At 61.6% G+C, this 20,285-nt stretch carries 25 protein-coding genes; 7 read left to right on the forward strand and 18 right to left on the reverse strand.

Annotation, left to right across the window (positions count from 1 at the left end; translation table 11 throughout):
* Positions 1 to 54 precede the first annotated feature (54 nt).
* Positions 55 to 954 (forward strand): LysR family transcriptional regulator, encoded by a 900-nt coding sequence (locus AC3WTO_RS11130; RefSeq protein ID WP_492460763.1) that lies wholly within the window; start codon positions 55 to 57, stop codon positions 952 to 954.
* On the opposite strand, the gene AC3WTO_RS11135 is transcribed toward AC3WTO_RS11130, so the two are convergent.
* The 4 genes from AC3WTO_RS11135 to AC3WTO_RS11150 are packed head-to-tail and all read right to left on the reverse strand — an operon-like array spanning position 941 to position 2,873.
* Positions 941 to 1,408 (reverse strand): GNAT family N-acetyltransferase, encoded by a 468-nt coding sequence (locus tag AC3WTO_RS11135; protein WP_492460764.1) that lies wholly within the window; start codon positions 1,406 to 1,408, stop codon positions 941 to 943. The genes AC3WTO_RS11130 and AC3WTO_RS11135 overlap by 14 nt on opposite strands.
* Positions 1,409 to 1,411: 3 nt before the next feature.
* A complete protein-coding gene (locus tag AC3WTO_RS11140; protein ID WP_492460765.1) occupies positions 1,412 to 1,966 on the reverse strand; it encodes a GNAT family N-acetyltransferase in 555 nt (184 codons plus the stop codon).
* Between the two features lie 29 nt (positions 1,967 to 1,995).
* Positions 1,996 to 2,304, reverse strand: a complete 309-nt coding sequence (locus tag AC3WTO_RS11145; RefSeq protein WP_492460766.1) for a hypothetical protein — start codon at positions 2,302 to 2,304, stop codon at positions 1,996 to 1,998.
* 2 nt (positions 2,305 to 2,306) lie between these two features.
* Positions 2,307 to 2,873 (reverse strand): helix-turn-helix domain-containing protein, encoded by a 567-nt coding sequence (locus tag AC3WTO_RS11150; RefSeq protein ID WP_492460767.1) that lies wholly within the window; start codon positions 2,871 to 2,873, stop codon positions 2,307 to 2,309.
* Positions 2,874 to 3,031: 158 nt separating this feature from the next.
* On the opposite strand from AC3WTO_RS11150, the gene AC3WTO_RS11155 reads away from it, so the two are divergent.
* Positions 3,032 to 4,864 carry an ATP-binding protein gene (locus tag AC3WTO_RS11155; protein ID WP_492460768.1) on the forward strand — a complete coding sequence of 611 codons (1,833 nt, stop codon included), beginning with the start codon at positions 3,032 to 3,034 and terminating at the stop codon, positions 4,862 to 4,864.
* Between the two features lie 161 nt (positions 4,865 to 5,025).
* On the opposite strand, the gene AC3WTO_RS11160 is transcribed toward AC3WTO_RS11155, so the two are convergent.
* Together AC3WTO_RS11160 and miaA are read right to left on the reverse strand one after the other, a co-directional pair.
* Positions 5,026 to 5,823 (reverse strand): GGDEF domain-containing protein, encoded by a 798-nt coding sequence (locus AC3WTO_RS11160; protein WP_492460769.1) that lies wholly within the window; start codon positions 5,821 to 5,823, stop codon positions 5,026 to 5,028.
* Positions 5,824 to 5,926: 103 nt separating this feature from the next.
* On the reverse strand, positions 5,927 to 6,892 hold the full coding sequence (gene miaA / locus AC3WTO_RS11165; protein ID WP_492460869.1) for a tRNA (adenosine(37)-N6)-dimethylallyltransferase MiaA: 966 nt from the start codon (positions 6,890 to 6,892) through the stop codon (positions 5,927 to 5,929).
* On the opposite strand from miaA, the gene serB reads away from it, so the two are divergent.
* Together serB and AC3WTO_RS11175 are read left to right on the forward strand one after the other, a co-directional pair.
* The gene (gene serB / locus AC3WTO_RS11170) at positions 6,891 to 7,778 is read left to right on the forward strand and encodes a phosphoserine phosphatase SerB (RefSeq protein ID WP_492460770.1); all 888 of its coding nucleotides are present in this window, start codon (positions 6,891 to 6,893) and stop codon (positions 7,776 to 7,778) included. The two genes, miaA and serB, sit on opposite strands and share 2 nt — an antisense overlap.
* A complete protein-coding gene (locus AC3WTO_RS11175) occupies positions 7,775 to 8,341 on the forward strand; it encodes a GNAT family N-acetyltransferase (RefSeq protein WP_492460771.1) in 567 nt (188 codons plus the stop codon). The genes serB and AC3WTO_RS11175 overlap by 4 nt, the downstream gene beginning before the upstream one ends.
* 50 nt (positions 8,342 to 8,391) lie before the next feature.
* Here AC3WTO_RS11175 and AC3WTO_RS11180 read toward each other — a convergent pair whose 3' ends face one another.
* From AC3WTO_RS11180 to AC3WTO_RS11205, 6 genes are all read right to left on the reverse strand, one after another.
* A complete protein-coding gene (locus AC3WTO_RS11180; RefSeq protein ID WP_492460772.1) occupies positions 8,392 to 9,924 on the reverse strand; it encodes a DegQ family serine endoprotease in 1,533 nt (510 codons plus the stop codon).
* A 123-nt stretch (positions 9,925 to 10,047) separates the two neighbouring features.
* A complete protein-coding gene (locus AC3WTO_RS11185) occupies positions 10,048 to 10,233 on the reverse strand; it encodes a DUF2065 domain-containing protein (protein ID WP_101935069.1) in 186 nt (61 codons plus the stop codon).
* Between the two features lie 2 nt (positions 10,234 to 10,235).
* A complete protein-coding gene (gene hflC / locus AC3WTO_RS11190) occupies positions 10,236 to 11,147 on the reverse strand; it encodes a protease modulator HflC (protein WP_492460773.1) in 912 nt (303 codons plus the stop codon).
* Complete coding sequence (gene hflK, locus AC3WTO_RS11195; RefSeq protein WP_492460774.1) at positions 11,147 to 12,244, reverse strand: FtsH protease activity modulator HflK; 1,098 nt, start codon at positions 12,242 to 12,244, stop codon at positions 11,147 to 11,149. The genes hflC and hflK overlap by 1 nt, the downstream gene beginning before the upstream one ends.
* Positions 12,245 to 12,394: 150 nt before the next feature.
* Complete coding sequence (locus tag AC3WTO_RS11200; protein WP_492460775.1) at positions 12,395 to 12,913, reverse strand: dihydrofolate reductase; 519 nt, start codon at positions 12,911 to 12,913, stop codon at positions 12,395 to 12,397.
* The gene (locus AC3WTO_RS11205) at positions 12,913 to 13,923 is read right to left on the reverse strand and encodes a DUF4424 domain-containing protein (RefSeq protein WP_492460776.1); all 1,011 of its coding nucleotides are present in this window, start codon (positions 13,921 to 13,923) and stop codon (positions 12,913 to 12,915) included. Before AC3WTO_RS11205 ends, AC3WTO_RS11200 begins: the two co-directional genes overlap by 1 nt.
* Before the next feature lie 120 nt (positions 13,924 to 14,043).
* On the opposite strand from AC3WTO_RS11205, the gene cobF reads away from it, so the two are divergent.
* A complete protein-coding gene (cobF, locus tag AC3WTO_RS11210; RefSeq protein ID WP_492460777.1) occupies positions 14,044 to 14,805 on the forward strand; it encodes a precorrin-6A synthase (deacetylating) in 762 nt (253 codons plus the stop codon).
* A 20-nt stretch (positions 14,806 to 14,825) separates the two neighbouring features.
* Here the strand turns inward: cobF and AC3WTO_RS11215 are convergent, their stop codons facing one another.
* The 4 genes from AC3WTO_RS11215 to modA form a co-directional block, all read right to left on the reverse strand.
* On the reverse strand, positions 14,826 to 15,167 hold the full coding sequence (locus AC3WTO_RS11215; protein ID WP_054308175.1) for a winged helix-turn-helix domain-containing protein: 342 nt from the start codon (positions 15,165 to 15,167) through the stop codon (positions 14,826 to 14,828).
* 185 nt (positions 15,168 to 15,352) lie between these two features.
* Complete coding sequence (modC, locus tag AC3WTO_RS11220) at positions 15,353 to 16,465, reverse strand: molybdenum ABC transporter ATP-binding protein (RefSeq protein ID WP_492460778.1); 1,113 nt, start codon at positions 16,463 to 16,465, stop codon at positions 15,353 to 15,355.
* Positions 16,462 to 17,166, reverse strand: coding sequence for a molybdate ABC transporter permease subunit (gene modB, locus AC3WTO_RS11225; RefSeq protein WP_492460779.1), 705 nt, complete (start codon positions 17,164 to 17,166; stop codon positions 16,462 to 16,464). The genes modC and modB overlap by 4 nt, the downstream gene beginning before the upstream one ends.
* A gap of 30 nt (positions 17,167 to 17,196) precedes the next feature.
* Complete coding sequence (gene modA, locus AC3WTO_RS11230; protein WP_492460871.1) at positions 17,197 to 17,979, reverse strand: molybdate ABC transporter substrate-binding protein; 783 nt, start codon at positions 17,977 to 17,979, stop codon at positions 17,197 to 17,199.
* A gap of 207 nt (positions 17,980 to 18,186) precedes the next feature.
* Here modA and AC3WTO_RS11235 point away from each other — a divergent pair, with 207 nt between their 5' ends.
* Both AC3WTO_RS11235 and tsaA read left to right on the forward strand, forming a co-directional pair.
* On the forward strand, positions 18,187 to 18,393 hold the full coding sequence (locus tag AC3WTO_RS11235) for a TOBE domain-containing protein (protein WP_101935060.1): 207 nt from the start codon (positions 18,187 to 18,189) through the stop codon (positions 18,391 to 18,393).
* 1 nt (position 18,394) lies between these two features.
* Positions 18,395 to 18,886 (forward strand): tRNA (N6-threonylcarbamoyladenosine(37)-N6)-methyltransferase TrmO, encoded by a 492-nt coding sequence (gene tsaA / locus AC3WTO_RS11240; protein ID WP_492460780.1) that lies wholly within the window; start codon positions 18,395 to 18,397, stop codon positions 18,884 to 18,886.
* A 37-nt stretch (positions 18,887 to 18,923) separates the two neighbouring features.
* Here the strand turns inward: tsaA and AC3WTO_RS11245 are convergent, their stop codons facing one another.
* Both AC3WTO_RS11245 and AC3WTO_RS11250 read right to left on the reverse strand, forming a co-directional pair.
* Positions 18,924 to 19,718 (reverse strand): thymidylate synthase, encoded by a 795-nt coding sequence (locus AC3WTO_RS11245; RefSeq protein WP_492460781.1) that lies wholly within the window; start codon positions 19,716 to 19,718, stop codon positions 18,924 to 18,926.
* A gap of 149 nt (positions 19,719 to 19,867) precedes the next feature.
* Positions 19,868 to 20,179, reverse strand: a complete 312-nt coding sequence (locus AC3WTO_RS11250) for a DUF2853 family protein (protein WP_326895828.1) — start codon at positions 20,177 to 20,179, stop codon at positions 19,868 to 19,870.
* Positions 20,180 to 20,285 lie beyond the last annotated feature (106 nt).

Below are 20,285 nucleotides of genomic sequence, written 5' to 3' on the forward strand. Positions count from 1 at the left end.
TTCAGGATAACTCACCATTACGCGGTGTTAAGACGCCCGCTGGGTACCTTGCCGATGGCCCGACCTCTGGCTTTTTTGCCCTACCTCAAAGTATTCGAAGCGGTATCGCGGCTGGGAACGCTGCGCGGTGCCGCCGACGAACTTCATCTCAGCCCAAGCGCAATTTCGCTGCAGTTGCGCAAACTTGGCGATGCTACCGGCATCGTCCTGTTCGAGCGTGACGGCCGCAACGTGGCGCTGACCGAAGCCGGGCGGGATTTTTCCCGCACTGTCTCGCAGGCCTTGGCGCAGCTTTCGATGGCTGTGCGCGACTCCGGTCGACATGACGGCCATGACCACGCGCGCTCGTTGTCAATCTCGCTACCGACAGCACTCGGCGTTGCCTGGTTAAGTGGCGCCGTCGTCGAATTCGCCGAAAGCAGGGGCATTTCCAACCTGATCATCAACGAGGCGATCATCGCCGACGCCGTCGATTGGGAGCGCAGTGACATCGCCGTCGTCTATGACAATCCTCCCTTCGCCGGCCGCTGGTGGCAATTGCTCTCCGAAGTCCGGCTCAAGACGGTGTGTTCGCCGGTGTTGTTTCCACGCCTAGACCTGCAACATCGGGAGCGCCGGCTGAACGGCATAACCTTGCTGCATGAAGACGACGGGCAGGAATGGAACAAATGGGCAATCGCTGCCCGCGTCGACCTGCAAGGCAGTGCCCGCGTGCGTGTACCTTCGGTGGCACACGCTGTTGCCTCCGCCGTGCAAGGGCGAGGCATCGCTCTATTGTCTGATGTTCTTACAGGCAGCTACCTGAGCGAAGGGCGCCTTATCCAACCCTTCTCTACCGCCATCAATGCGGCACGCGCTTATTATTTCGTCGCAGCCACCGACCGCGCCGATGATCCGCTCCTGCAGGCTTTCGTCGCCCGGATAGCCGAATTTCTGAAGCCTATGAAAAACTGACCAACCGTTTTTCCATGAAGACACTGAGCGGGTCGGGGCGATAGTCGCCGAATGGCCCGATGCGGACGAAGCCGGTGCGTTCGTAGAGTCCCAGAGCCTCGTGATTGGCAATGCCGGTCTCAAGTCGCAGCCAGGTGACGCCAGCCTCCCGCGCCCTCGCCTCCAGCTCCGTCAGCAGCGCCCTGGACAATCCTTTCCCTCGCGCCGACGGCACCACCCACATGCGCTTCAATTCCGCCCAGTCTTCATTGAGCGCCAGCGCCCCTGTCGCGACCGCAACGCCATCACTGTCGCGCGCCACCGCGAAACGAACATTGTCCGCCCGCAATTCGTCGATCGACAGGAAATGATTGCTCTCGGCGGGGTAGAGCGAAGCGCCATAGCGCTCGCCATCCTCAAGCAGGGCGATGATTTCGGGCTTGGCCGGATCTTCGAGCGCGATTGCAAATGTCATCTATCAGGCCTCCACCACGCTTGCAATCGCCGGCCCGGACGCCCCGATGCGCTTCCAGAACAGCAGCGTGCCGCTCAGTCCGCCATGGGGTTTCAGCGCATAGTCTGGAATCTCGCCGGCCAGCGTGAAATCCAGCTTCCGGTACAGCGAACCCGCACCGCCATCCGTTGCCGTGTCGAGAACCAGAAGCGTACGCCCGCGCAGCCGGGCGAGATCCTCTGCGGCTTGCATCAGCCTGGTGGCGACGCCCTTGCCCCGATGGCTATGTCGCGTCATCAGCTTGGCGATCTCGGCGCGGTGCGGCTGGTTTTCCGGCAGATCGAGCAACAACGTCACCGTGCCGACCAGGATACCATCGTCGAAGGCACCGAGCACAACCCTCTCTCCTCGCGCCGCGGCGGCCAGCGATTTGTCCCAGAAGGCCTCGGCGACCTCGGAGGAGAGCGGATGCATGAAACTGACCGACCCGCCAGCGGCGACGGTTTCGACCAGGATCTCGGCCAGCGCTTCTGTCGTCCTGGCCGAAGCGGCAAGCGGCCTGATATCAATTGCAGTCATTTTCGATTTTCTGATTGGAGTGCGGGAGGTCAGTCGAAATGGCTGAAACTGCGGCGTTTGCGCGAGCGCTTGATCTCGTCGACACGCGCCTCGTCGTCGGCGCCAAGATGGCGGCCGCGTTCCAGCAGCTCCAGCGTGTATTCTTCATAGGTCAAGCCAACCGCCTCGGCTTTCACCAACCGAAACAGTGCGACGTCGCGCGATTTGGGCTTCCAGGCAGCTTTGTGGGCTGTGCGCCAGTGGATGAAGCGATGCGGATCTCCACTGCCCCATGCCGGTCCTTTGTAGTCGTCGAGCGGCGGTCCGCCATTGTGGTTTCGCTTCGGCAGTCGCGGCATGATCATGTCCTGATAAGTACCGTCAGATAGCGGGCAGACTCCGGCCCGGGCGCATGAAAGACGCAGTCGGCTGGTGCCCCGAGCGCCAGGCAATCCCCGGGCTCCAGCTTGTGCACCACCTCCCCTTCGGTGAAATCGAGCCGCCCTTCCATCAACCAGATCTGCTGGCGGATGAAGGCGTAACTGCTCGCCGGCAGGCTGACGCTCGCGCCCGCCGGGAGTTCGACCTGCACCATTTCGAGCGGCATGTCGGTCTGCGGCGACACGTGGCGCCGGATGTAGCCGGTTCCGGGATCTCGCCATTCCGGTTGGTCACCGCGCCGGGCGACGCTTCCACCCTGCAACTCGGCACGTGCGATCAGGCTCGAAAGGGTCAGCTCGAACGCCGTTGCAATGCGTACCAGGATCGGTGCGGTCGGGCTTGCCGAGCCGCGCTCGATAGAACTCAACATCGCTTTCGATACGCCGGATCGGTCGGCAAGTTCCGCCAGCGACCAGTTTCTGGTCATACGCTCCGCACGAATGCGGGCAGCAATCCTGGTCGAAAGATCATCCGGTATATCAGACATATGTCCAAGATATCATATGGCCGCCTGAACGGAAGGGCTTTTCTGCACCTCGTTCGAATTGTCGCGATGTTGTTAACCGCCTCTACACCATCCACTCACACACGACCTTAACCGAGATTGATTAGCATCCACGGAGATAATGGGGACCGTCGTCGTTTATGTTTGTCGAACGTGCAGCTTCCGGTGGCGAGCCGATATCGCAAGAGCGGCGTGATGCTGCCCAGACCGACAAGCGCATCCTCGGCCATGTCGTGCGCTGCGACGGCGCCCGCGCCACCATCAGTGCCTTCGCCGATGGCGAAGAAGGCTTCGTCACCGGCCACTGGTCGGTCGGCAAGATGATCTCGATCAATCTGGGCAGTACACGCACTGTCGGCCTGGTGTATGCCATCTCCAAGGCCGACCTCGCCTGGAACGACAGCGGACAGAACCCGATCGAGGTCAGCGTCGAACTGGTCGGCGAGGTGCGCGATGGCGCGGAACCAGGTGCCAAGCCGATGTTCGATCGCGGCATCACGATCTATCCGCACATCGGCGCGATTGCCCACCGCATCCGCAGCCGCGACCTTGCGGCCGTCTACGACCTCGCGGGTCGCCGCGCCATCACCGTCGGCGCCCTGTCGCAGGACGAAGCCATCTCCGCCAACATCGCCATCGACGACACACTGTCCCGGCATTTCGCTGTCGTCGGCACCACCGGCGTCGGCAAATCGACGGCAGTGTCGCTGCTCTTGCGCAAGGCGATCGCCGCGAGGCCCGACCTCAGGGTCTTGATCCTCGACCCGCATAACGAATTCGCGGCCTCGTTGCAGGACCAATGCGTCAAGGTCGATGCGACGACACTCGATCTGCCATTCTGGATGTTCAAGCTGGAAGAATTCGCGGAGGTTATCTTCCGAGGGCGCGAGGCGCCGCCCGAAGAGATCGACCTGCTGCGTGACCTGATCCCCGTCGCCAAGAACCTCTACCGCAATATGGGTGGCACCAGCTATGTGCGCCGCGGCGCCGACACCATGACCGCGGACACGCCGGTCCCGTACCGCGTCGCCGATCTCATAAAGCAGATCGACGAACGCATGGGCCTGCTCGAAAGCAAGGCTGAACGGCCGGTCCTCAAGTCGCTGCGCATACGCATCGAATCGGCTGCCGCTGACCCGCGCTACCGCTTCATGTTCAATTCCCGCCTGATCGAGGACACCCTTCACGAGACGATCGGCAACATCTTCCGAGTGCCGCATCATGGCCGCCCGGTGACATGCTTCGAGATGGCAGGTCTGCCATCGGAAGTCGTCAATTCGGTCTGCTCGGTCCTTGCACGGCTTGCCTTTGACCTGGCGCTGTGGAGCGAAGGGAAACTGCGATTGCTGCTGCTCTGCGAAGAAGCGCATCGCTACATGCCCGCCGACCCGCGCCTGGGCTTCGAGCCGACCCGGCATGCGCTCTCGCGCATCGCCAAGGAAGGACGCAAATATGGCTGCTACCTCGGTGTCGTCACCCAGCGACCGGGCGAACTCGATCCGACCATTCTGTCGCAATGCTCGACCTTCTTTGCCATGCGCCTCGCCAACGAGCAGGACCAGGCCATCATCCGGTCGGCCATCGCCGATTCTTCAGCCTCGAGCCTCGCCTTCCTGTCCTCGATGGGCCAGCGCGAGGCGATTGCCTTTGGTGAAGGTGTCGCCACCACAATGCGATTAAAATTCGAGAAGATCGACCAGAGCCTGATCCCGGGCGCCGCCAAACACGCGATGGAAGCCCCATCGGCAGACAGCCGCGATGTCGACCTTGTCGGCATCGTCGAGCGGCTGCGCAATGTACCAAAGCCGCAGCCGGCGATGAATTTCTCGGAAACCGTCGACACGATGCGACAGGCTGGAGATACAGATTATCGCAAGCCTGTGGTGACGCCACGGCCGCAGCCGGACGATGATTTCGACACGCGCTATGGTCTCAAACCGGCAACGTTCGGGCTCAAGCCGCAAAACAACTGACCGCGTACATCACTGATCGCGACAGCATTCGACGGACGTTGGAACGTTTTCGTTTTTACCGAGACGTTCCAACTGTTTTTGTTTTCACGCGATTCCGGACGGAAAACCCCACGCGCTTTTCCTGAAATTACCCGGCAACGACAATTTTGCCGGAGATCGCCTCAGGCGGCGCAAACCCGATTGCGGCCCTGGCGCTTGGCTTCGTAGAGTTGTTTGTCGGCGCGGCGATAGAATGCCTCGGCGGTCTCGGAATCCTCCCAGACCGCAAGCCCGACACTGGTGGTCACCTTCAGCCGCACGTTGCCGTTGAGGATGGTCAGGTTGGCAACCCCCTTGCGGATGCGCTCGGCGAACTTCCGCAGCAGTTCGATATCCATGTTGGGTGTCACGACCGCGAATTCCTCGCCGCCAAGCCGCGCGACGACATCGTGGTAGCGGGTCATGCCTTTCAGACAGCCGGCAACGGCACGCAGGACTTCGTCGCCGACATCATGGCCGTGCGTGTCGTTGATCGACTTGAAGTGATCAAGGTCGAGGATCATCAAACCGACCGGTTTGCCGATGCGACGGAATTCGGCGATGTATTCACGCAGCGCATCATCGAAGAAGCGTCGGTTCTGCATGCCGGTCAGGCCATCCGTCAGCGCCGCATGTTCCAGCGTCTCGGAGCGGGCACTGAGAGTGGCCGTCATCGCCCTGAGCTTGCCCTCCTCACGCACCTGATCCCGGATCAAGGGATAGATAAAGAACACGCCGAAGAAAAAGGCAGTCGCCAGAAGCACACCGACAGCAAACAGCAATGAACCCAGATAGTCGATATTCTGACGGGCTGCGGCAACATCATCGATCTGCGCTGCAGTCGTGTCCAGCAAACCATAGGCATGCAGCGTCACCATGCCCGCAGCAAGGATCACGAAGATAAAGACGAAAAAGGCGTGTTCAGCCTTGTGAAATCGCATTCCTGCCCAGCCCGTCGCGACACGAGAGCTTTATGGCATGCGCAGGCTTACGCCACGGTTAACTTGCACAATCCTTGCGAGTGCAAAGTTAATACTAAAAAGTCTATTCAATTTCCTTTTTGATTGCCGTCCACACTGTCTCCACTATGGTTTCATTTGGCAACAATCTTTGCCACTCGACGCCAAACTGGTTACGGAACCACGTGGATTGGCGCTTGGCATACTGCCTTGTGGCGATCTTGGCTCGCTCCATCGCCGCTCCGGCATCAATCTCCCCATCCAGCACTGATTGCAGTTCGCGCACGCCAATCGCCTTCATGGCGGGAAGCACCGGATCAAGGTCGAGGGCCAGGATCTGTCGAACCTCTTCCAGCGCACCGTATTCGATCATGGCATCGAAGCGTCGGTTGATGCGCTCGCCCAGCATTTCACGATCCGGCTCGATGACGAAGAAACGCGCGCTCGCCCGGTCGATCAGTGGCGCGCTACGCTGGCCTCGCCAGGACAGGATGGAACGACCGGAGGCGTCCAGAACCTCCAGAGCCCGCACGATGCGCTGGCCGTCGCTTGGCCGTAGCTGCATGGCCATAGCCGAATCCCGCAACATCAACTCGCGATGCAGGCGCGGCGCACCGCGCTCGATCAATTCGTGGCGCCAACGCTCGCGTATGTGCGAGGGTATCTCCGGCATGTCGGAGATACCCTCGGCAAGCGCTCTGAAATAGAGCCCCGTACCGCCGACGAAGACCGGCCGACTGTCGGCGAAAGTACCCCTTTCAATGAGCGCGACGACATCGCGCAACCATGCCCCGGTTGAGTAGGCAGTGGAGGGATGGACGTGGCCATAGAGAAGATGCGGAACACGATCCAGATCCTGTGGCCCAGGTCGTGCGGTCAACACGTTCAGGATCGAATAGCCCTGCATGGAATCGGTGTTGACGATGACGCCACCGAGTCGGGCGGCTATCTCCAGCGCCAACGCCGACTTGCCGCTCGCGGTCGGGCCAGCTATCAGGATCGCGTCCTTCACGCGGCCACCTTCCGCCGCTTTTCCCTGGGTTGCATCCATGCCGCTTGTCGCCACGCTCGTCTCCAGTCCAGCCGGCGGCGCACTCACGCCGGCTCTTGCGAATAAGGCCTCCCAGGCGGTCGGTGCAAGCACAACGCACTGGCTCGCCGAAACGATCGCCTGCGATCTGGTCCTGCCGGCAGGCATCGAAGCCGAAGAAGCCCTGGCAAACCTGCGCACAACCCTCGCTGGCGAGCCGATCGATATTGCGGTCCAGTTCGAAGCCTACCGTCGCAAGAAAATTCTGATCGCCGACATGGACTCAACCATGATCGACCAGGAGTGCATCGATGAACTGGCCGACGAAGTCGGGTTGAAAGAGAAGGTCGCAGCAATCACTGCGCGTTCCATGAACGGAGAGATCGCCTTCGAGCCGGCCTTGCGCGAACGTGTCGCGCTGCTCAGGAATCTCGACACCGCGGTGGTCGATCGCATCATCTCCAACCGGCTGACGCTTGCCTCCGGTGGGCGGGCACTCGTGCAGACGATGCGCAAGGCCGGTGCACACACCGCGCTCGTCTCCGGCGGCTTCGACGTCTTCACCAACCGCATCGCCGCCATGCTCGGGTTTCACGAAAACCGCGCCAACCGGCTTCTGGAGGCCAACGGCCATCTGACCGGTGAAGTCGCTGAGCCGATACTGGGTCGCGCAGCCAAGGCTGAGGCCCTCCATGATATCTCCGCAAGGCTCGGCCTCACACCCGCGGATGCCATCGCGGTCGGTGACGGCGCCAACGACCTCGACATGATCCGGCTTTCCGGTACCGGCGTTGCACTTCATGCAAAACCGGCGGTTGCAGCCGAAGCCAAGGTGCGCATCGATCACGGCGACCTTACCGCCCTGCTCTATCTGCAGGGTTATCGTCGCGAGGACTTCGTCGAATGAAACCGATGCGCACGACAAGACTGATCCTGCGCAACTGGGAAGATCGCGATCGCGAACTCTTCTTCCGCATCAACAGCGACGAACGCGTGATGGAGTTCTTTCCGTTCCGCCGAACCCGCGCCGAGACGGATGCGAAAATCGTCGAATTGCGCGCTGAAATCGAGCGCAGGGGTTTTGGCTTTGCCCCTGCCGAGATCGCCACCACCGGTGAATGCATTGGCTTCGTAGGCCTCACCGGTACCGAGCACTTGCCCTTCCTGCCCGCCGGCACTCTCGAGATCGGCTGGCGCCTTGCGCCGGAATTCTGGGGACATGGCTATGTCTCCGAGGCGGCCCGTGCCTGGCTGGCGTTCGGTTTCGAAACGCTCGGCCCCGACGAGATCGTTTCCTTCGCGGTTCGCGACAACCGCCGCTCGACGGCAGTCATGGAAAGGATCGGCATGACGGCCGATCCAGCGCGCGACTTCGATCACCCAGGTGTTCCCGAGAGCCATCCGCATCTGCGCCCTCATGCCTTCTACAGCCTGAAGCGCAAGGATTGGGAACAACAAAAGGGCGGCTAAGCAGCCGCCCTTTTCAATTCACGATCAATGATTTCCGTCGATTTCCGGAATCAATCCATCCGCACGGTCACAAAGCGCAGCTCTCCGGTTTTGGAGGCCAGCATCAGCAGCGCGTTCTTGCGACCCTGCTGTTTCAGCGAAGCAATGCGGTCAACGACATCCTTGGGCGTTGCCACCGATTCCTGTCCGATCTCGGTGATCACCTCGCCCGGCTGTATACCGCGCTCGGCTGCAGCCGAATCCTTGGCAACTTCGGTAACCACCACGCCAGACACATCGGCAGCGATGCCGAACTTGCCGCGCGTGTCATCGTTCAATTCGCCGATCGACATGCCGAGAACCTTGGCGGCGGCAACAGGCGCAACCTTGCCGTCCTTGCCGGGTTCGTCCTTGCCTTCGGCATCGGCCAGCTTTTCGCCGTCCTCGAGCCGACCGAGGGTCACCTTGACCGTCTGCTCCTTGCCCTTGCGGATGATGACCACGTCGACGGCCTTGCCGACCGGGCTTTCGGCGACGACGCGTGGCAGATCGCGCGTTTCCTCGATATCCTTGCCGTCGAACTTGGTGATGACATCGCCGGCCTGGACCGATCCGTTATCGACCGGACCGCCCTTGATGATGCCAGCGACCAGCGCGCCCTTCGGCTCCTTCATGCCAAGGCTCTCGGCAATGTCCTTGGTCACCGGCTGGATGCGGACGCCCAGCCAGCCGCGCCGCGTCTCGCCGAACTGCCGCAACTGATCCACGACACCGGCGGCAAGCTGGGACGGGATCGAAAAGCCGATGCCGATCGAACCGCCCGACGGCGAGATGATGGCGGTGTTGATGCCAATGACTTCGCCGTTCATGTTGAACAGCGGTCCGCCCGAATTGCCGCGATTGATGGCAGCATCGGTCTGGATGAAGTCGTCATAGGGACCGGAATTGATATCGCGGTTGCGCGCCGAGACGATACCGACCGTGACGGTGCCGCCGAGACCGAACGGGTTGCCGATCGCCATCACCCAGTCGCCGATGCGCATCTTATTGGAATCGCCGAACTTCACAGCCGTCAGCTTGTGGCCCTTAGGGTCCACCTTCAGCACCGCAATATCGGTCTTGGTATCTGTACCGACCAGCTTAGCCTTCAGCGTCACGCCATCGGAGAAATTCACCTCGATGTCGTCGGCGTCCGCGATGACATGGTTGTTCGTCACCACGATGCCTTCCACGGCGTCGACCACGAAGCCGGAACCCAGCGACTGCACCTTCTGCGAGCCGCCGCCTTTCTGACCGCCGCGATCCTTGAAGAAGTCGTCGAAGAAGTTCTGGAACGGCGAGCCTTCCGGTAGCTGTGGCATCGGCACGGCGCCTGGGCCTTCGCTACCCTTGACGGTCTGCGACGTCGAGATGTTGACGACGGCGCCGAGCAGCCCCTCGGCAAGGTCGGCGACCGAAGCCGGACCATTGGCTGCGGGTGCGGCCTGCGTCGTAGCCTGGGTCTGTGCGATGGCGGATGGAACAGTGGCCGCGCCAAGCATCAGCGCGGCGGTGGCGGCCGCAAGCGTCTTGCTTGCTGCACGCAGGATGGTTTCGGACTTCATCAGGGCCTCCCGGCAAGTCAGCAACAACGCTTTCAACGACGTGTCGTCAGTGTGAAAAGAAATAAGGCACGTTTACGGCCCTGACCACCCGATGGCGATAAATCCCCAGGCAACCACGCCGCTTCAGCCGCGCACCAGCCAGACGATGCCGACACCGATCGCGATTGCCGCCAGCCCACCTATCCTCAACACACCTTCCGGCATGGCAAGGACGTCAGTCGCCAGACGCTTGGCCAGACGTGGAAAACCGCCATAGACCAGACCCTCGACGACGAGGACCAGGCCCATGGCGGCAAGAAAATCCTGCACGGTTATTGCGCAGGCTTCGGAGCCGTCGGAGCAGCCCCACCTGCCGGATCCCGGAAGTAGCGGAAGAACTCCGAGTTCGGCGACAGCAGCATGGTCGTGCCGGTGTTGTCCAGGGCCGTGCCATAAGCGTTCATCGAGCGGTAGAAATCGAAGAAGGCTGCATCCCGGTTGTAGGCGTTGGCGAAGATCGAGCTGCGCTCCGCATCGCCCTGGCCCCGCAGAATCTCAGATTCCTTGTTCGCCTCGGCAACGATCTCGACTACCTCGCGGTCGGCGCGAGCCTTGATACGCTGCGCAGCTTCATTACCACGTGCGCGCAGCCGCTCGGCTTCCGCGAGACGCTCGGCCTTCATGCGGTCGTAGGTCTGCTGCGAGACCTCCGCCGTGAGGTCGGTGCGACGAATGCGGACGTCATCGATCTCGAGACCGAGTGACGTTGCGTCCGGACGCAGCTGGTCGCGCACTTCACGCATCATGATGCCACGCTCTTCGGAGAGAGCGGCCTCAAAAGCACGCTGGCCGTAAACCCGACGCAGCGCCGCATCGAGACGCGTCTTCAGCCGCTGCTCGGCCAGTTCGATCTGGCCGGAAACCGCGGAACGGAAAACGCGCGGATTGGATATGCGGTAGGCGATGAAGGCATCGACCTCGAAGAATTTGCCACCCGAAACCTGGACACGGATGTTGTCGAGGTCAAAACGCAGCACGCGCTTCTCGACGAGTTGCACGGTATCGGCGTCGAAGAACGGGAACGGCGCCTTGAAATAGATGCCGGGGTCGCTCTTGACGTCGATGATTTCGCCGAAACGCAGCACGATCGCCTGCTGGCGGGCGTTGACCACGAAAACCGACGAATAGAGCAGGAACAACAGGACGGCGACGGCGACGATGATCGCGGGAAGACGATTGGCCATTACTGGTTACCTCCCGAGGTCTTCGGCTGCAGTGCCGGCAGAGGCAGGTAAGGCACAACGCCCTGGCCATTGGTATTCGGCTCAACGATTACCTTGCTGGAGTCTCTCAGCACTTTCTCCATCGTCTCCAGATACATGCGACGGCGCGTTACGTCAGGCGCCTTGGCGTATTCATCGTAGATCGAGATGAAGCGCTGCGCTTCACCCTGCGCTTCCTGCACGACACGGTTCTTGTATGCGGCCGCCTCTTCGCGGACCTGCGCTGCCTGACCGCGAGCCTGACCGAGCTTCTGGTTGGAATACTGGTTCGCTTCTTCGACGAAGCGGTCCTCGTCCTGCTCGGCGCGCTGCACTTCGTCGAATGCGTCAGCCACTTCGCGTGGTGGTGCAGCATCTTCGATGGACACGGCATTGACCGTCAGGCCTGCCTTGTAGCTGTCAAGCGTCGCCTGGATATTCTCACGCACAACGGTCGCGATGCCTTGACGGTCGTCGCGGAAGATATCCTGCGCCGGGCGCTGGCCGACAGCCTCGCGCATGGCGCTTTCGGCCACCTGCCTCAACATCTCGTCCGGATCGGCGACATCGAACAGGAAAGCGCGTGGGTCAGCCACCTGATAGGCCACCGAGAACTGCACGTTGACGATGTTCTGGTCACCCGACAGCATCAGTCCGGAGGTGTTGCCGCTGCGGGCGCCACCACCGATGTTGACCAGCTGTTCGGAAATCTTGGCGGTCTCGACCGTTTCGATCGGCCACCAATGGAAATGCAGACCAGGCTCTGAGAGCTGTTCCTTCGGTTTGCCGAAGCGCAGTTCTACCGCCACCTCGTCAGGCTGAACCGTATAGACAGCCTTGAACAGCCAGCCGGCAATCAGCACGAGCGCGATCAGAAGGTAGACAGCCGGGCTGCCGCCGCCACCGGGAAGTGCATTGCGCAACCGGTCCTGGCCGCGGCGGATGATGTCTTCGAGATCGGGTGGCGTGCCTTGAGGGCCGCTTGGTCCGCGCGGACCTTGCCCCCATGGGCCCTGGTTGTTACCGCCGCCGCCTCCCCAGGGGCCGCCTCCACCGCCACTTTTGTCGTTCCAGGGCATGAATGTCCTTTCGTTGGGATTCCCTCACACGCCGGAGCCGGCGCAAAATCCTTATCGTCCTTCTATAGGGATGCCTCCGCGCGCTTTCAACGCGTCCGACTTTTTATGCGCCCTTCTTAGCAGCAGTTTGGCCGCGACGCTTTGTCGTGGTTAATCCCTAACCCGCCTTTCATAGACGACATGGCGTGTCGGATGGCTGTCCTTCTCGCCGGCAGGAATGTCCTCGGAACTGGCCACGCGCCATGTCGCGGGGTCGATCGATGGAAAGGACGTATCGCCATCGATCAACGCCAGCACATGCGTGACATGAAGTTTGTCCGCCAATGGCAGTGCCTGCGCATAAATCTGACCGCCGCCGATAACGCAGATTTCGTCAACACCAGCCATGCAGCCGCCGCGAACACGAGCAAGCGTCAGCCCGTCCTCCAGGGAAGCCACTACTTCCGCCCCCTCTGCCTTATAGGAGTGGTCTCGGCTGACGACGATGTTCAGACGCTCCGGCAACGGACGTTTTGGAAAGCTCTCCCAGGTCTTGCGCCCCATGACGACCGGCTTGCCCAGCGTGTCGGCCTTGAAGCGCTTCAGATCGGTGGAAAGCCGCCAGGGCAAACCGCCCTCGCGGCCAATGATGCCGTTTTCGGCGATGGCGACATGGATAGAGACGAGCATTACTTGCCGCTTTCGTTTTCAGGTCTGTCGAGCAGCAGGATGTCGATGTCGCGCTCGGGCACGAAATCCTCGGCTGTCATCTCGAAAGTCGTGGGGCCGGTCTTCCTCACGCCGGTGCCGCAGAAGGAGACCAGAGAGCGCGCGTCGATCTTGTCCACCGTGAGCTTGAACTTGCCGATGCTGCCGGTCGCCCAGTTACCGCCGGTGGTCAGGATATAGGCGATCCGGCTCTCATACAGCTGCGGGCTGCTGTCGGTATTGTCCTTCTGCGCCTTGCGCACCGCGGCCTCGAAGGCGTCATCCATGCAGTAGCGGCGCTTGTAGCTGTCATACTCGCCTTCAAACTTGCCATCGTTGAAAAAGGAGAGCCCCGCTGTTGCGCCGACGCTCGGCTTGTAGCGATGCGACACATGCACCGGCTTGCCAGCCGGAAAAGCCGCACGCCACCAGAATGTCGAGCGCAATTGCCAATAGGGCGAGCGCACGCTTTTCCAGCCGGAACCGTCATCATACTGATCCATGACGATGATGCCGCGCGCCAGCCAGTCGTCCGCCACCGGTTGCGGCAGCTTTGCAAGTGCGGCCAGCGCCGCCTTGCCGTAAGGATAGAACGGAACGTTCTGCGCCTTAAGATCGGCGCTGATATCGACCCCCACTGCAAAGGCTTTCTGCTCAAGCTCCGGCTTGACGGCAGCGCCATCCACCGTCACCGAGAAATCGAGGAAATTGTCGCTCCCCTCTTCCGGGATGGAAGGCATCTCATAAGGATTGGCCTCGATCTCCGGCAGTGGAAAGGCGACGATGGTGTTCACGTCCGTGTCGGAAGTATTGCGGAAGACATAGTCGACAGCGACCTTGTCCGGCGAAATGAAAAGGTCCTCGCTGTCCATCGAGACGACATCGTTGCGCGACAGGATGAGGCCGCCTGCGCCAAGCTCGGCGGTGGAATCATTGGCAAAGGCGGGAGCCACGGCGAGCGCCATGCCGAATGTCAGCGCGATGCGGACCATCGAAGCGATTCCCTTCTGATGAAGCTCCCAGAGCCTACTTGCTTCGAACGCTGCATCAAGCCTTCAATCGCCGCCGCTGCCGCTCTGGACAGGCCGCCGGGGATCAGGCAGGACAGCGCCATGCGCAAGGTTCTCGTGATCGGCATCGGCGCCGGCAATCCTGAACATATGACGGTCCAGGCCATCAACGGCCTGAACCGCGCCGACGTTCTGTTCATTCCCGACAAGGGTGCGAAGAAGAACGACCTCGCCGATCTGCGCCGCGACATCTGCGACCGTTTCGTCAGCAACCCGAAGTCGCGCCGCGTCGAATTCGATGTGCCGGTGCGGGCCGAGCCGGCACCATCCTATCGCACGACCGTCGACGACTGGCATGAAGAGATCGCAGGCATCTACGAGCGCTTGCTGCTCGAAGAGATTGCAGAGGATGGCTGCGGCGCCTTCCTGATCTGGGGCGATCCGTCGCTTTACGATTCCGCGCTGCGCATCCTCGAGCGCGTCAGCCGGCGCGGCAATGTCGGCTTCGAGCTCGAAGTCATGCCCGGCATAACCGCCATCCAGGCGCTGGCCGCCGGCCACAGGATGGCGTTGAACCGCATCGGCGATCCATTCCTGGTCACGACGGGACGTCGGTTGACGGAAGAAGGCCTGCCCGGCAACGCCGGCACCACGGTGGTGATGCTGGACGGCAAATGCTCGTTCCAGACTGTCGCCGACAAGGATACGACCATCCATTGGGGTGCCTATCTCGGCACCGTGGACGAAATCCTCATCCATGGCCGCCTGGGCGACGTCGAGGATGAGATCGTCAAGACCCGCGAGGCGGCCCGCCTGCGCAAGGGCTGGATCATGGACACCTATCTGCTGCGCAAGCCGGAATAGCCCGCCCAGGCAATCTTCTCTTATGCAGCGTCGATTTCAGCCTGCAGCGCTTCCATATGCGCCTGCGCCGCAGCAGTCGCCGCCCGTTCGATGGCCCGGTAGCGGCTGACCACTGCAAGCCCCACCGCGGTCAATTGCGCACCGCCGCCCTTGCGCCCGCCGGTCTGTGCGGCCACCAACGGCTTGCCGAAGACGCGGTTCATGTCCTCGACCAGGTCCCAGGCATGTTTGTAGGACATTTCCATGCCCCGCGCCGCCGCCGAGATCGAGCCGAAAGCAGCGATCTGTTCCAGGAGTTCTATCTTGCCGGGACCGATGCGGCCGTCCGGGTCGAGATTGATCCGCAGGCTGAGAGAAGGCACGTTTTCCTCCCGCGCTATGTCGCTGCTTGTTATTCCCGCCGTTATTCCATGGGAGAATAGCGCATGGCAAGAGGCTGCCCCCGCGCATGTCGCGCAAAAATGTGCAGCGATTTTGCGATAACGACACACGCAAAATCAAAGACCTGATGCGCGCAGGGAGCAAATCTGAAAGACCGCGACGCGCATCAGGCGTCGAACTGCTCCCTGGGAGCAGCCGCCATGTTGGCCTGGTCGAAACTCACGGTCTTGATCACCGCGAACACGTTGCGACCGGAGACAAGCGACAGCGCATGCTGCGACTGCCGCGTGATGCGCGCCATCACCGCCACCCCGTTGCAATCGATCCTGACCTCCACGGCTGCCCCTTCACCGGGCTCGATCGCCACGATGCGACCGGCCAGCACGTTGAGCGCACTCAGGCCATGCGGCTTTTCGGTTGCGATCATCACGTCGCGCGCACGAATGCGGATCCGCACCGGCTGGCCGACTGTTGCCGGCACGTAGGGCACGCGGATCTCGCCTGCCGGCGATCCAAGCACGGTCATGCCGAAACGCTCGTCCTGATGCAGCACGCGCGTGTCCAGCACGGCCCCGCCTTCCAAACGCTCTTCGTGGGAAAGCAGGTCGAGCCGCTGCATGATCTCGGTGGTAGGGCCGGCCGCGGCGACCCTGCCCTGCGCCATCACCACGACATCGCTTGCCAGCCGCGCCACTTCGGCAACCGAGTGGCTCACATAGACAATCGGGATTTTCGTCTCGTCGCGCAGTCGCTCGATATAGGGCAGGATTTCCGCCTTCCGGGCTTCATCCAGCGAGGCCAGCGGCTCGTCCATCAGAAGCAGCCTCGGGCTGGCCAGCAGAGCCCGGCCGATCGCCACGCGTTGTTTTTCGCCACCGGAAAGCTTGCCTGGCCGGCGGTCGAGCAGATGGCCGATGCCAAGCAGTTCGACCACGGCATCGAGATCGCCGTAGCGCTCGGCTGTCGGCGTAAACCAGCGTCCGTAGCGCAGGTTGGCTGCCACGCTCATATGCGGGAACAGCCGCGCATCCTGGAACACCATGCCGATGCGCCGCTTGTGCCTGGGGACAAAAATGCCTTTGTCGGTGTCGACCAGCACCTTTCCGTCGACGGCGATACGACCACGCTGCGGCCGGATCAATCCGGCAATGGCATTGATCAGCGAGGTCTTGCCGGAACCGGAAGGACCGAACAACGCCGTCAGCCGACCGGAACTCTCGAAAGCCGCCTCGAGCGAAAAGCCGCCCTGCCGCTGGCCGATGTCGACCGCCACACTCATTCGATGTCCATCCGCCGGCCGACGCGGCGCGCGAGCACTTCGGAGGCAACCAGCGCAGCCATCGAGATGACGATGCTGATCAGCGTCAGCCTCAGCGCCCCTTCGTCCCCGCCAGGCACCTGCGTGAACGTGTAGATCGCCGACGGCAGCGTCTGCGTTTCATTCGGAATGTTGGAAACGAAGGTGATGGTCGCGCCAAACTCGCCCATCGCCTTGGCAAAAGAAAGGATCGCGCCGGCAATCATGCCAGGCAGGATCAGTGGAAGCGTGATGGTGGCGAAGACCCAGAGCGGACTGGCGCCCAGCGTGCCGGCAGCCGCCTCCAGCTTGCGGTCAACGCTCTCGATGGACAGGCGGATTGCCCGCACCATCAGCGGAAAGCCCATCACGCCGCAGGCCAGTGCCGCACCTGTCCAGCGGAAGGAAAAGACGAGACCGAAATAGTCGGCGAAAAAGACTCCGGCCGGACCACGACGGCCAAAAGCGAGCAGCAGAAGATAGCCTGTCACCACAGGTGGCAGGATCAGGGGCAGATGCACGATGCCGTTGAGCAACGTCTTGCCCCAGAATCTGCCGCGCGCCAGAAGCAGTGCCACCGCAATGCCGAACGGCAAACTGACCAGCATCGCAACCGTGGCGACCTTGATGGACAGCCGGACCGCATTCCATTCGTCAGGGCTGAGGTCCAGCAGCCAGTTCATGCGCGCTTATTCTGCCTCCTTGGCAAGGCCTCACTGGGTCGGCGCGAGCAGCGTGAAACCTCGCGCCTTGAAGAGCTCGCCTGCCTTAGCAGAGCGCAGGCACTTCAGGAATGCCGGCGTATCCTTGTCCTTGGATTCGGCTGTCTGGGCGACCGGATAGACAATGGGAGGATGCGTCTCTTCCGGGAAAACACCGATGACCCTCACGCCCTTCTCGGCATTGGCGTCCGTCTGGTAGACGATGCCTGCAGCCGCTTCACCGGTAGCCACCAGCTTGAGTGCGGCGCGCACATTCTCGGCCTGCGCCACCTTGCCTTCCACCGAAGACCAGGCGCCAAGCGATTCCAGCGCCGCCTTGCCATATTTGCCGGCCGGAACCGCCTTGAAGTCACCCATGGCAAGCTTGCCGTCGCCGATCAGCTTGGCGAGGCCGAAGCCCTTCTCGATCTTCACCTCGGCCTTGGAGTCCTTGGGCGCCACCAGCACGATCTGGTTGCCAAGCAGCTTCACCTCGGTATCGGACTTGGTCAGCTTCTTGTCGGAGAGATACTTCATCCAGTCGAGATCGGCCGAGATGAAGACGTCCGCCGGCGCGCCTTCCTCGATCTGCTTGGCCAGCGCGGAGCTTGCCGCATAAGAAATCTTTGCGGCTTCGCCGACATCCTTTTCGCAGGCCTTGTTGACCTCATCGAGCGCATTCTTGAGGCTGGCGGCGGCAAACACGACAACCTGTTCGTCGGCGCGCGCCGCAGGCGCTGCCAGCACCATCGCCCCGGTGGCCAGCGCCATCAGCACCAAACCGTTACGTTTCATCATCGAAGCTCTCCCTGATTGTGCAGACCCGTCCGGCCACTGGCCTTAGGCGATATATCCATATGAACATAACAAAGGGAAGGCTGCTGCGCATTTTTCGGGAAAAGAGTTTCATTGAAAACTCGTTGTAACAGCCGGCCTCGGCGGGCTACGGTGATTGTCTCGCGCAACCACGCGCATCGGACAGAAATCAACGAGGAATTCCCCATGAAGATCAGTGCGCGCAACACATTGAAGGGCAAGATCGTCGAGATCACCAAGGGCGCGACCACCTCGCATGTCCGCATCGACATCGGCGGCGCCGTGGTCACCTCTTCCATCACCAATGAAGCTGTTGCCGACCTCGGCCTAGCCGTTGGCAAGGACGCCTATGCCGTCATCAAGGCATCCGATGTCATGGTCGGCATCGACTGATTTGGTTCGCGAGAACGAAATCCGCAAAGGCGAGATCGCCGTCGACGCCCCCGCGCCGACGGACGCCGGCCTGGTCTTCATCGGCACGATCCGCACGCCCTGGGCATCGCGGCTGATGGCGCCGCGCCAGGGTCGCGCCGACGGCCCGGTCTGCCGTATCGAGGTCTTTCCGCTGTGGCAGGAGGCGCTCGCCGGCATTGAAGAGTTCGAGCGCCTGGAAGTTCTCTACTGGCTGCACCTGTCGCGACGGGACCTGGTCCGCCAGAGCCCAGCCAACGACGGTTCGGCACGCGGCACATTTGCGTTGCGTTCACCGGTCAGGCCGAACCCGATCGGCACCTCCATCGTCACGCTTGTTGGCGTCGAAGGCTCTGCAATCCTGGTACGCGGCCTGGACTGTCTCGACGGAACGCCATTGCTCGATCTGAAACCGGACCGTGCACTGTTCACTCCAATCGCTCCGCCGCAGCCGGGCGACTTCGAGGTCGGTTGAACTGGCGAATGGCCGGAACGCTTTTCCGACTTGAAGATCAGACCGCGATCGGCGCCTTGATCGTCGCATCGGCGACGTAGTTTTCCAGGCGGAAGTCCTCGAAGCGGAAAGCGAAGAGATCTCTCACATCCGGGTTGATCCACATCGTCGGCAAGGCCTTTGGCTGACGACGAAGCTGTTCACGCGCCTGTTCGAAATGGTTCGAGTAAATGTGCGCATCGCCAAGCGTGTGAACGAAGTCGCCAGGCTTCAGCCCGGTCACCTGCGCTACCATCATGGTCAGCAGGGCATAGGAAGCGATGTTGAACGGCACGCCGAGGAAGATGTCTGCCGAGCGCTGATAGAGCTGGCAGGACAGGCGTCCGTCGGAAACATAGAACTGGAACAGGCAGTGGCAGGGAGGCAACGCCATCTGCTCCACTTCCGCAGGGTTCCATGCCGAGACGATGAGCCGGCGGGAATACGGATTGCAGCGGATTTCGCACAGGAGATTCTCGATCTGGTCGATCGTGCCGCCATGCGCGTCGGGCCACGAACGCCACTGCTTTCCGTAGACCGGGCCGAGATCGCCATTGGCGTCGGCCCATTCGTCCCAGATGGAGACACCATTGTCGTTGAGATATTTGATGTTGGTGTCGCCGGCCAGGAACCACAACAATTCGTGGATGATCGACTTGAGGTGCAGCTTCTTGGTGGTCAGAACCGGGAAGCCCTGCCCCAGATCATAGCGCATCTGATAGCCGAATACCGAGCGCGTACCGGTGCCGGTACGGTCACCCCGGTCGGTGCCGTTCTCCAGTACATGGCTGAGCAGATCGAGATATTGGCGCATCGCTATCGCCCCGATTCGCGGTTTTGGCGTTGGCCTTCATCATATCCGGCGAAAGCTTGCCAGGCTATTGCCCGAACAGAGCAAACCACAGCATTCCGGCGCGAGAGCGCGCCGGAGGTGTCGTCAAACAATACTGGAAGCTGGAAAACTCAGAGCGAGCCGAGCTTGCCGAGGTCCTTGGCGACCAGGTAATAGAAAGTCACCCGGTTCTTGGTGTTGTCCGCGCTCATCGCCTTGCAGGTCTTCTCGATGGCGGCATCAGCCTTTGCGGCGTCGGCAATGCCGAGCTTCTTGCCGACCCAGCTGTCGCGCACGCGCTTCAATTCTTCAGGATCGGTGCAGGACACCAGCGAGGAGTCGCGGTTCCTGAGCGCGATGCCCAGGTGCTTCACGATCTTGTCGACGACATCGGCGTTCGCGCCGGCATCGTACTTCTTCACGTCTGCAAGATAATCGCTCATCAGGAATTCCCCTCATCGGAGCCATGTCTGTCCGGTGAGACAACGACCGGCCGGAACCGGATTCTCCACACCGGGGCAAACCTTCGGTTGCAGTTCGTCGCAAGTC

The sequence above is a fragment of the Mesorhizobium sp. EU05-FHT14A09 genome, assembly GCF_058790995.1.

What these genes read in the sequence shown, in the direction of transcription:
- miaA (WP_492460869.1), bottom strand. Translation starts at nt 6,892, where the DNA reads ATGGATGCAACCCAGGGAAAAGCGGCGGAAGGTGGCCGCGTGAAGGAC.
- AC3WTO_RS11145 (WP_492460766.1), bottom strand. Translation starts at nt 2,304, where the DNA reads ATGCCGCGACTGCCGAAGCGAAACCACAATGGCGGACCGCCGCTCGAC.
- AC3WTO_RS11235 (WP_101935060.1), top strand. Translation starts at nt 18,187, where the DNA reads ATGAAGATCAGTGCGCGCAACACATTGAAGGGCAAGATCGTCGAGATC.
- AC3WTO_RS11155 (WP_492460768.1), top strand. Translation starts at nt 3,032, where the DNA reads ATGTTTGTCGAACGTGCAGCTTCCGGTGGCGAGCCGATATCGCAAGAG.
- modA (WP_492460871.1), bottom strand. Translation starts at nt 17,979, where the DNA reads ATGAAACGTAACGGTTTGGTGCTGATGGCGCTGGCCACCGGGGCGATG.
- AC3WTO_RS11175 (WP_492460771.1), top strand. Translation starts at nt 7,775, where the DNA reads ATGAAACCGATGCGCACGACAAGACTGATCCTGCGCAACTGGGAAGAT.
- cobF (WP_492460777.1), top strand. Translation starts at nt 14,044, where the DNA reads ATGCGCAAGGTTCTCGTGATCGGCATCGGCGCCGGCAATCCTGAACAT.
- AC3WTO_RS11245 (WP_492460781.1), bottom strand. Translation starts at nt 19,718, where the DNA reads ATGCGCCAATATCTCGATCTGCTCAGCCATGTACTGGAGAACGGCACC.
- AC3WTO_RS11180 (WP_492460772.1), bottom strand. Translation starts at nt 9,924, where the DNA reads ATGAAGTCCGAAACCATCCTGCGTGCAGCAAGCAAGACGCTTGCGGCC.
- hflC (WP_492460773.1), bottom strand. Translation starts at nt 11,147, where the DNA reads ATGGCCAATCGTCTTCCCGCGATCATCGTCGCCGTCGCCGTCCTGTTG.
- AC3WTO_RS11130 (WP_492460763.1), top strand. Translation starts at nt 55, where the DNA reads ATGGCCCGACCTCTGGCTTTTTTGCCCTACCTCAAAGTATTCGAAGCG.
- AC3WTO_RS11250 (WP_326895828.1), bottom strand. Translation starts at nt 20,179, where the DNA reads ATGAGCGATTATCTTGCAGACGTGAAGAAGTACGATGCCGGCGCGAAC.
- AC3WTO_RS11160 (WP_492460769.1), bottom strand. Translation starts at nt 5,823, where the DNA reads ATGCGATTTCACAAGGCTGAACACGCCTTTTTCGTCTTTATCTTCGTG.
- AC3WTO_RS11200 (WP_492460775.1), bottom strand. Translation starts at nt 12,913, where the DNA reads ATGCTCGTCTCTATCCATGTCGCCATCGCCGAAAACGGCATCATTGGC.
- modB (WP_492460779.1), bottom strand. Translation starts at nt 17,166, where the DNA reads ATGAACTGGCTGCTGGACCTCAGCCCTGACGAATGGAATGCGGTCCGG.
- AC3WTO_RS11140 (WP_492460765.1), bottom strand. Translation starts at nt 1,966, where the DNA reads ATGACTGCAATTGATATCAGGCCGCTTGCCGCTTCGGCCAGGACGACA.
- AC3WTO_RS11150 (WP_492460767.1), bottom strand. Translation starts at nt 2,873, where the DNA reads ATGTCTGATATACCGGATGATCTTTCGACCAGGATTGCTGCCCGCATT.
- hflK (WP_492460774.1), bottom strand. Translation starts at nt 12,244, where the DNA reads ATGCCCTGGAACGACAAAAGTGGCGGTGGAGGCGGCCCCTGGGGAGGC.
- AC3WTO_RS11135 (WP_492460764.1), bottom strand. Translation starts at nt 1,408, where the DNA reads ATGACATTTGCAATCGCGCTCGAAGATCCGGCCAAGCCCGAAATCATC.
- modC (WP_492460778.1), bottom strand. Translation starts at nt 16,465, where the DNA reads ATGAGTGTGGCGGTCGACATCGGCCAGCGGCAGGGCGGCTTTTCGCTC.
- serB (WP_492460770.1), top strand. Translation starts at nt 6,891, where the DNA reads ATGCCGCTTGTCGCCACGCTCGTCTCCAGTCCAGCCGGCGGCGCACTC.
- AC3WTO_RS11205 (WP_492460776.1), bottom strand. Translation starts at nt 13,923, where the DNA reads ATGGTCCGCATCGCGCTGACATTCGGCATGGCGCTCGCCGTGGCTCCC.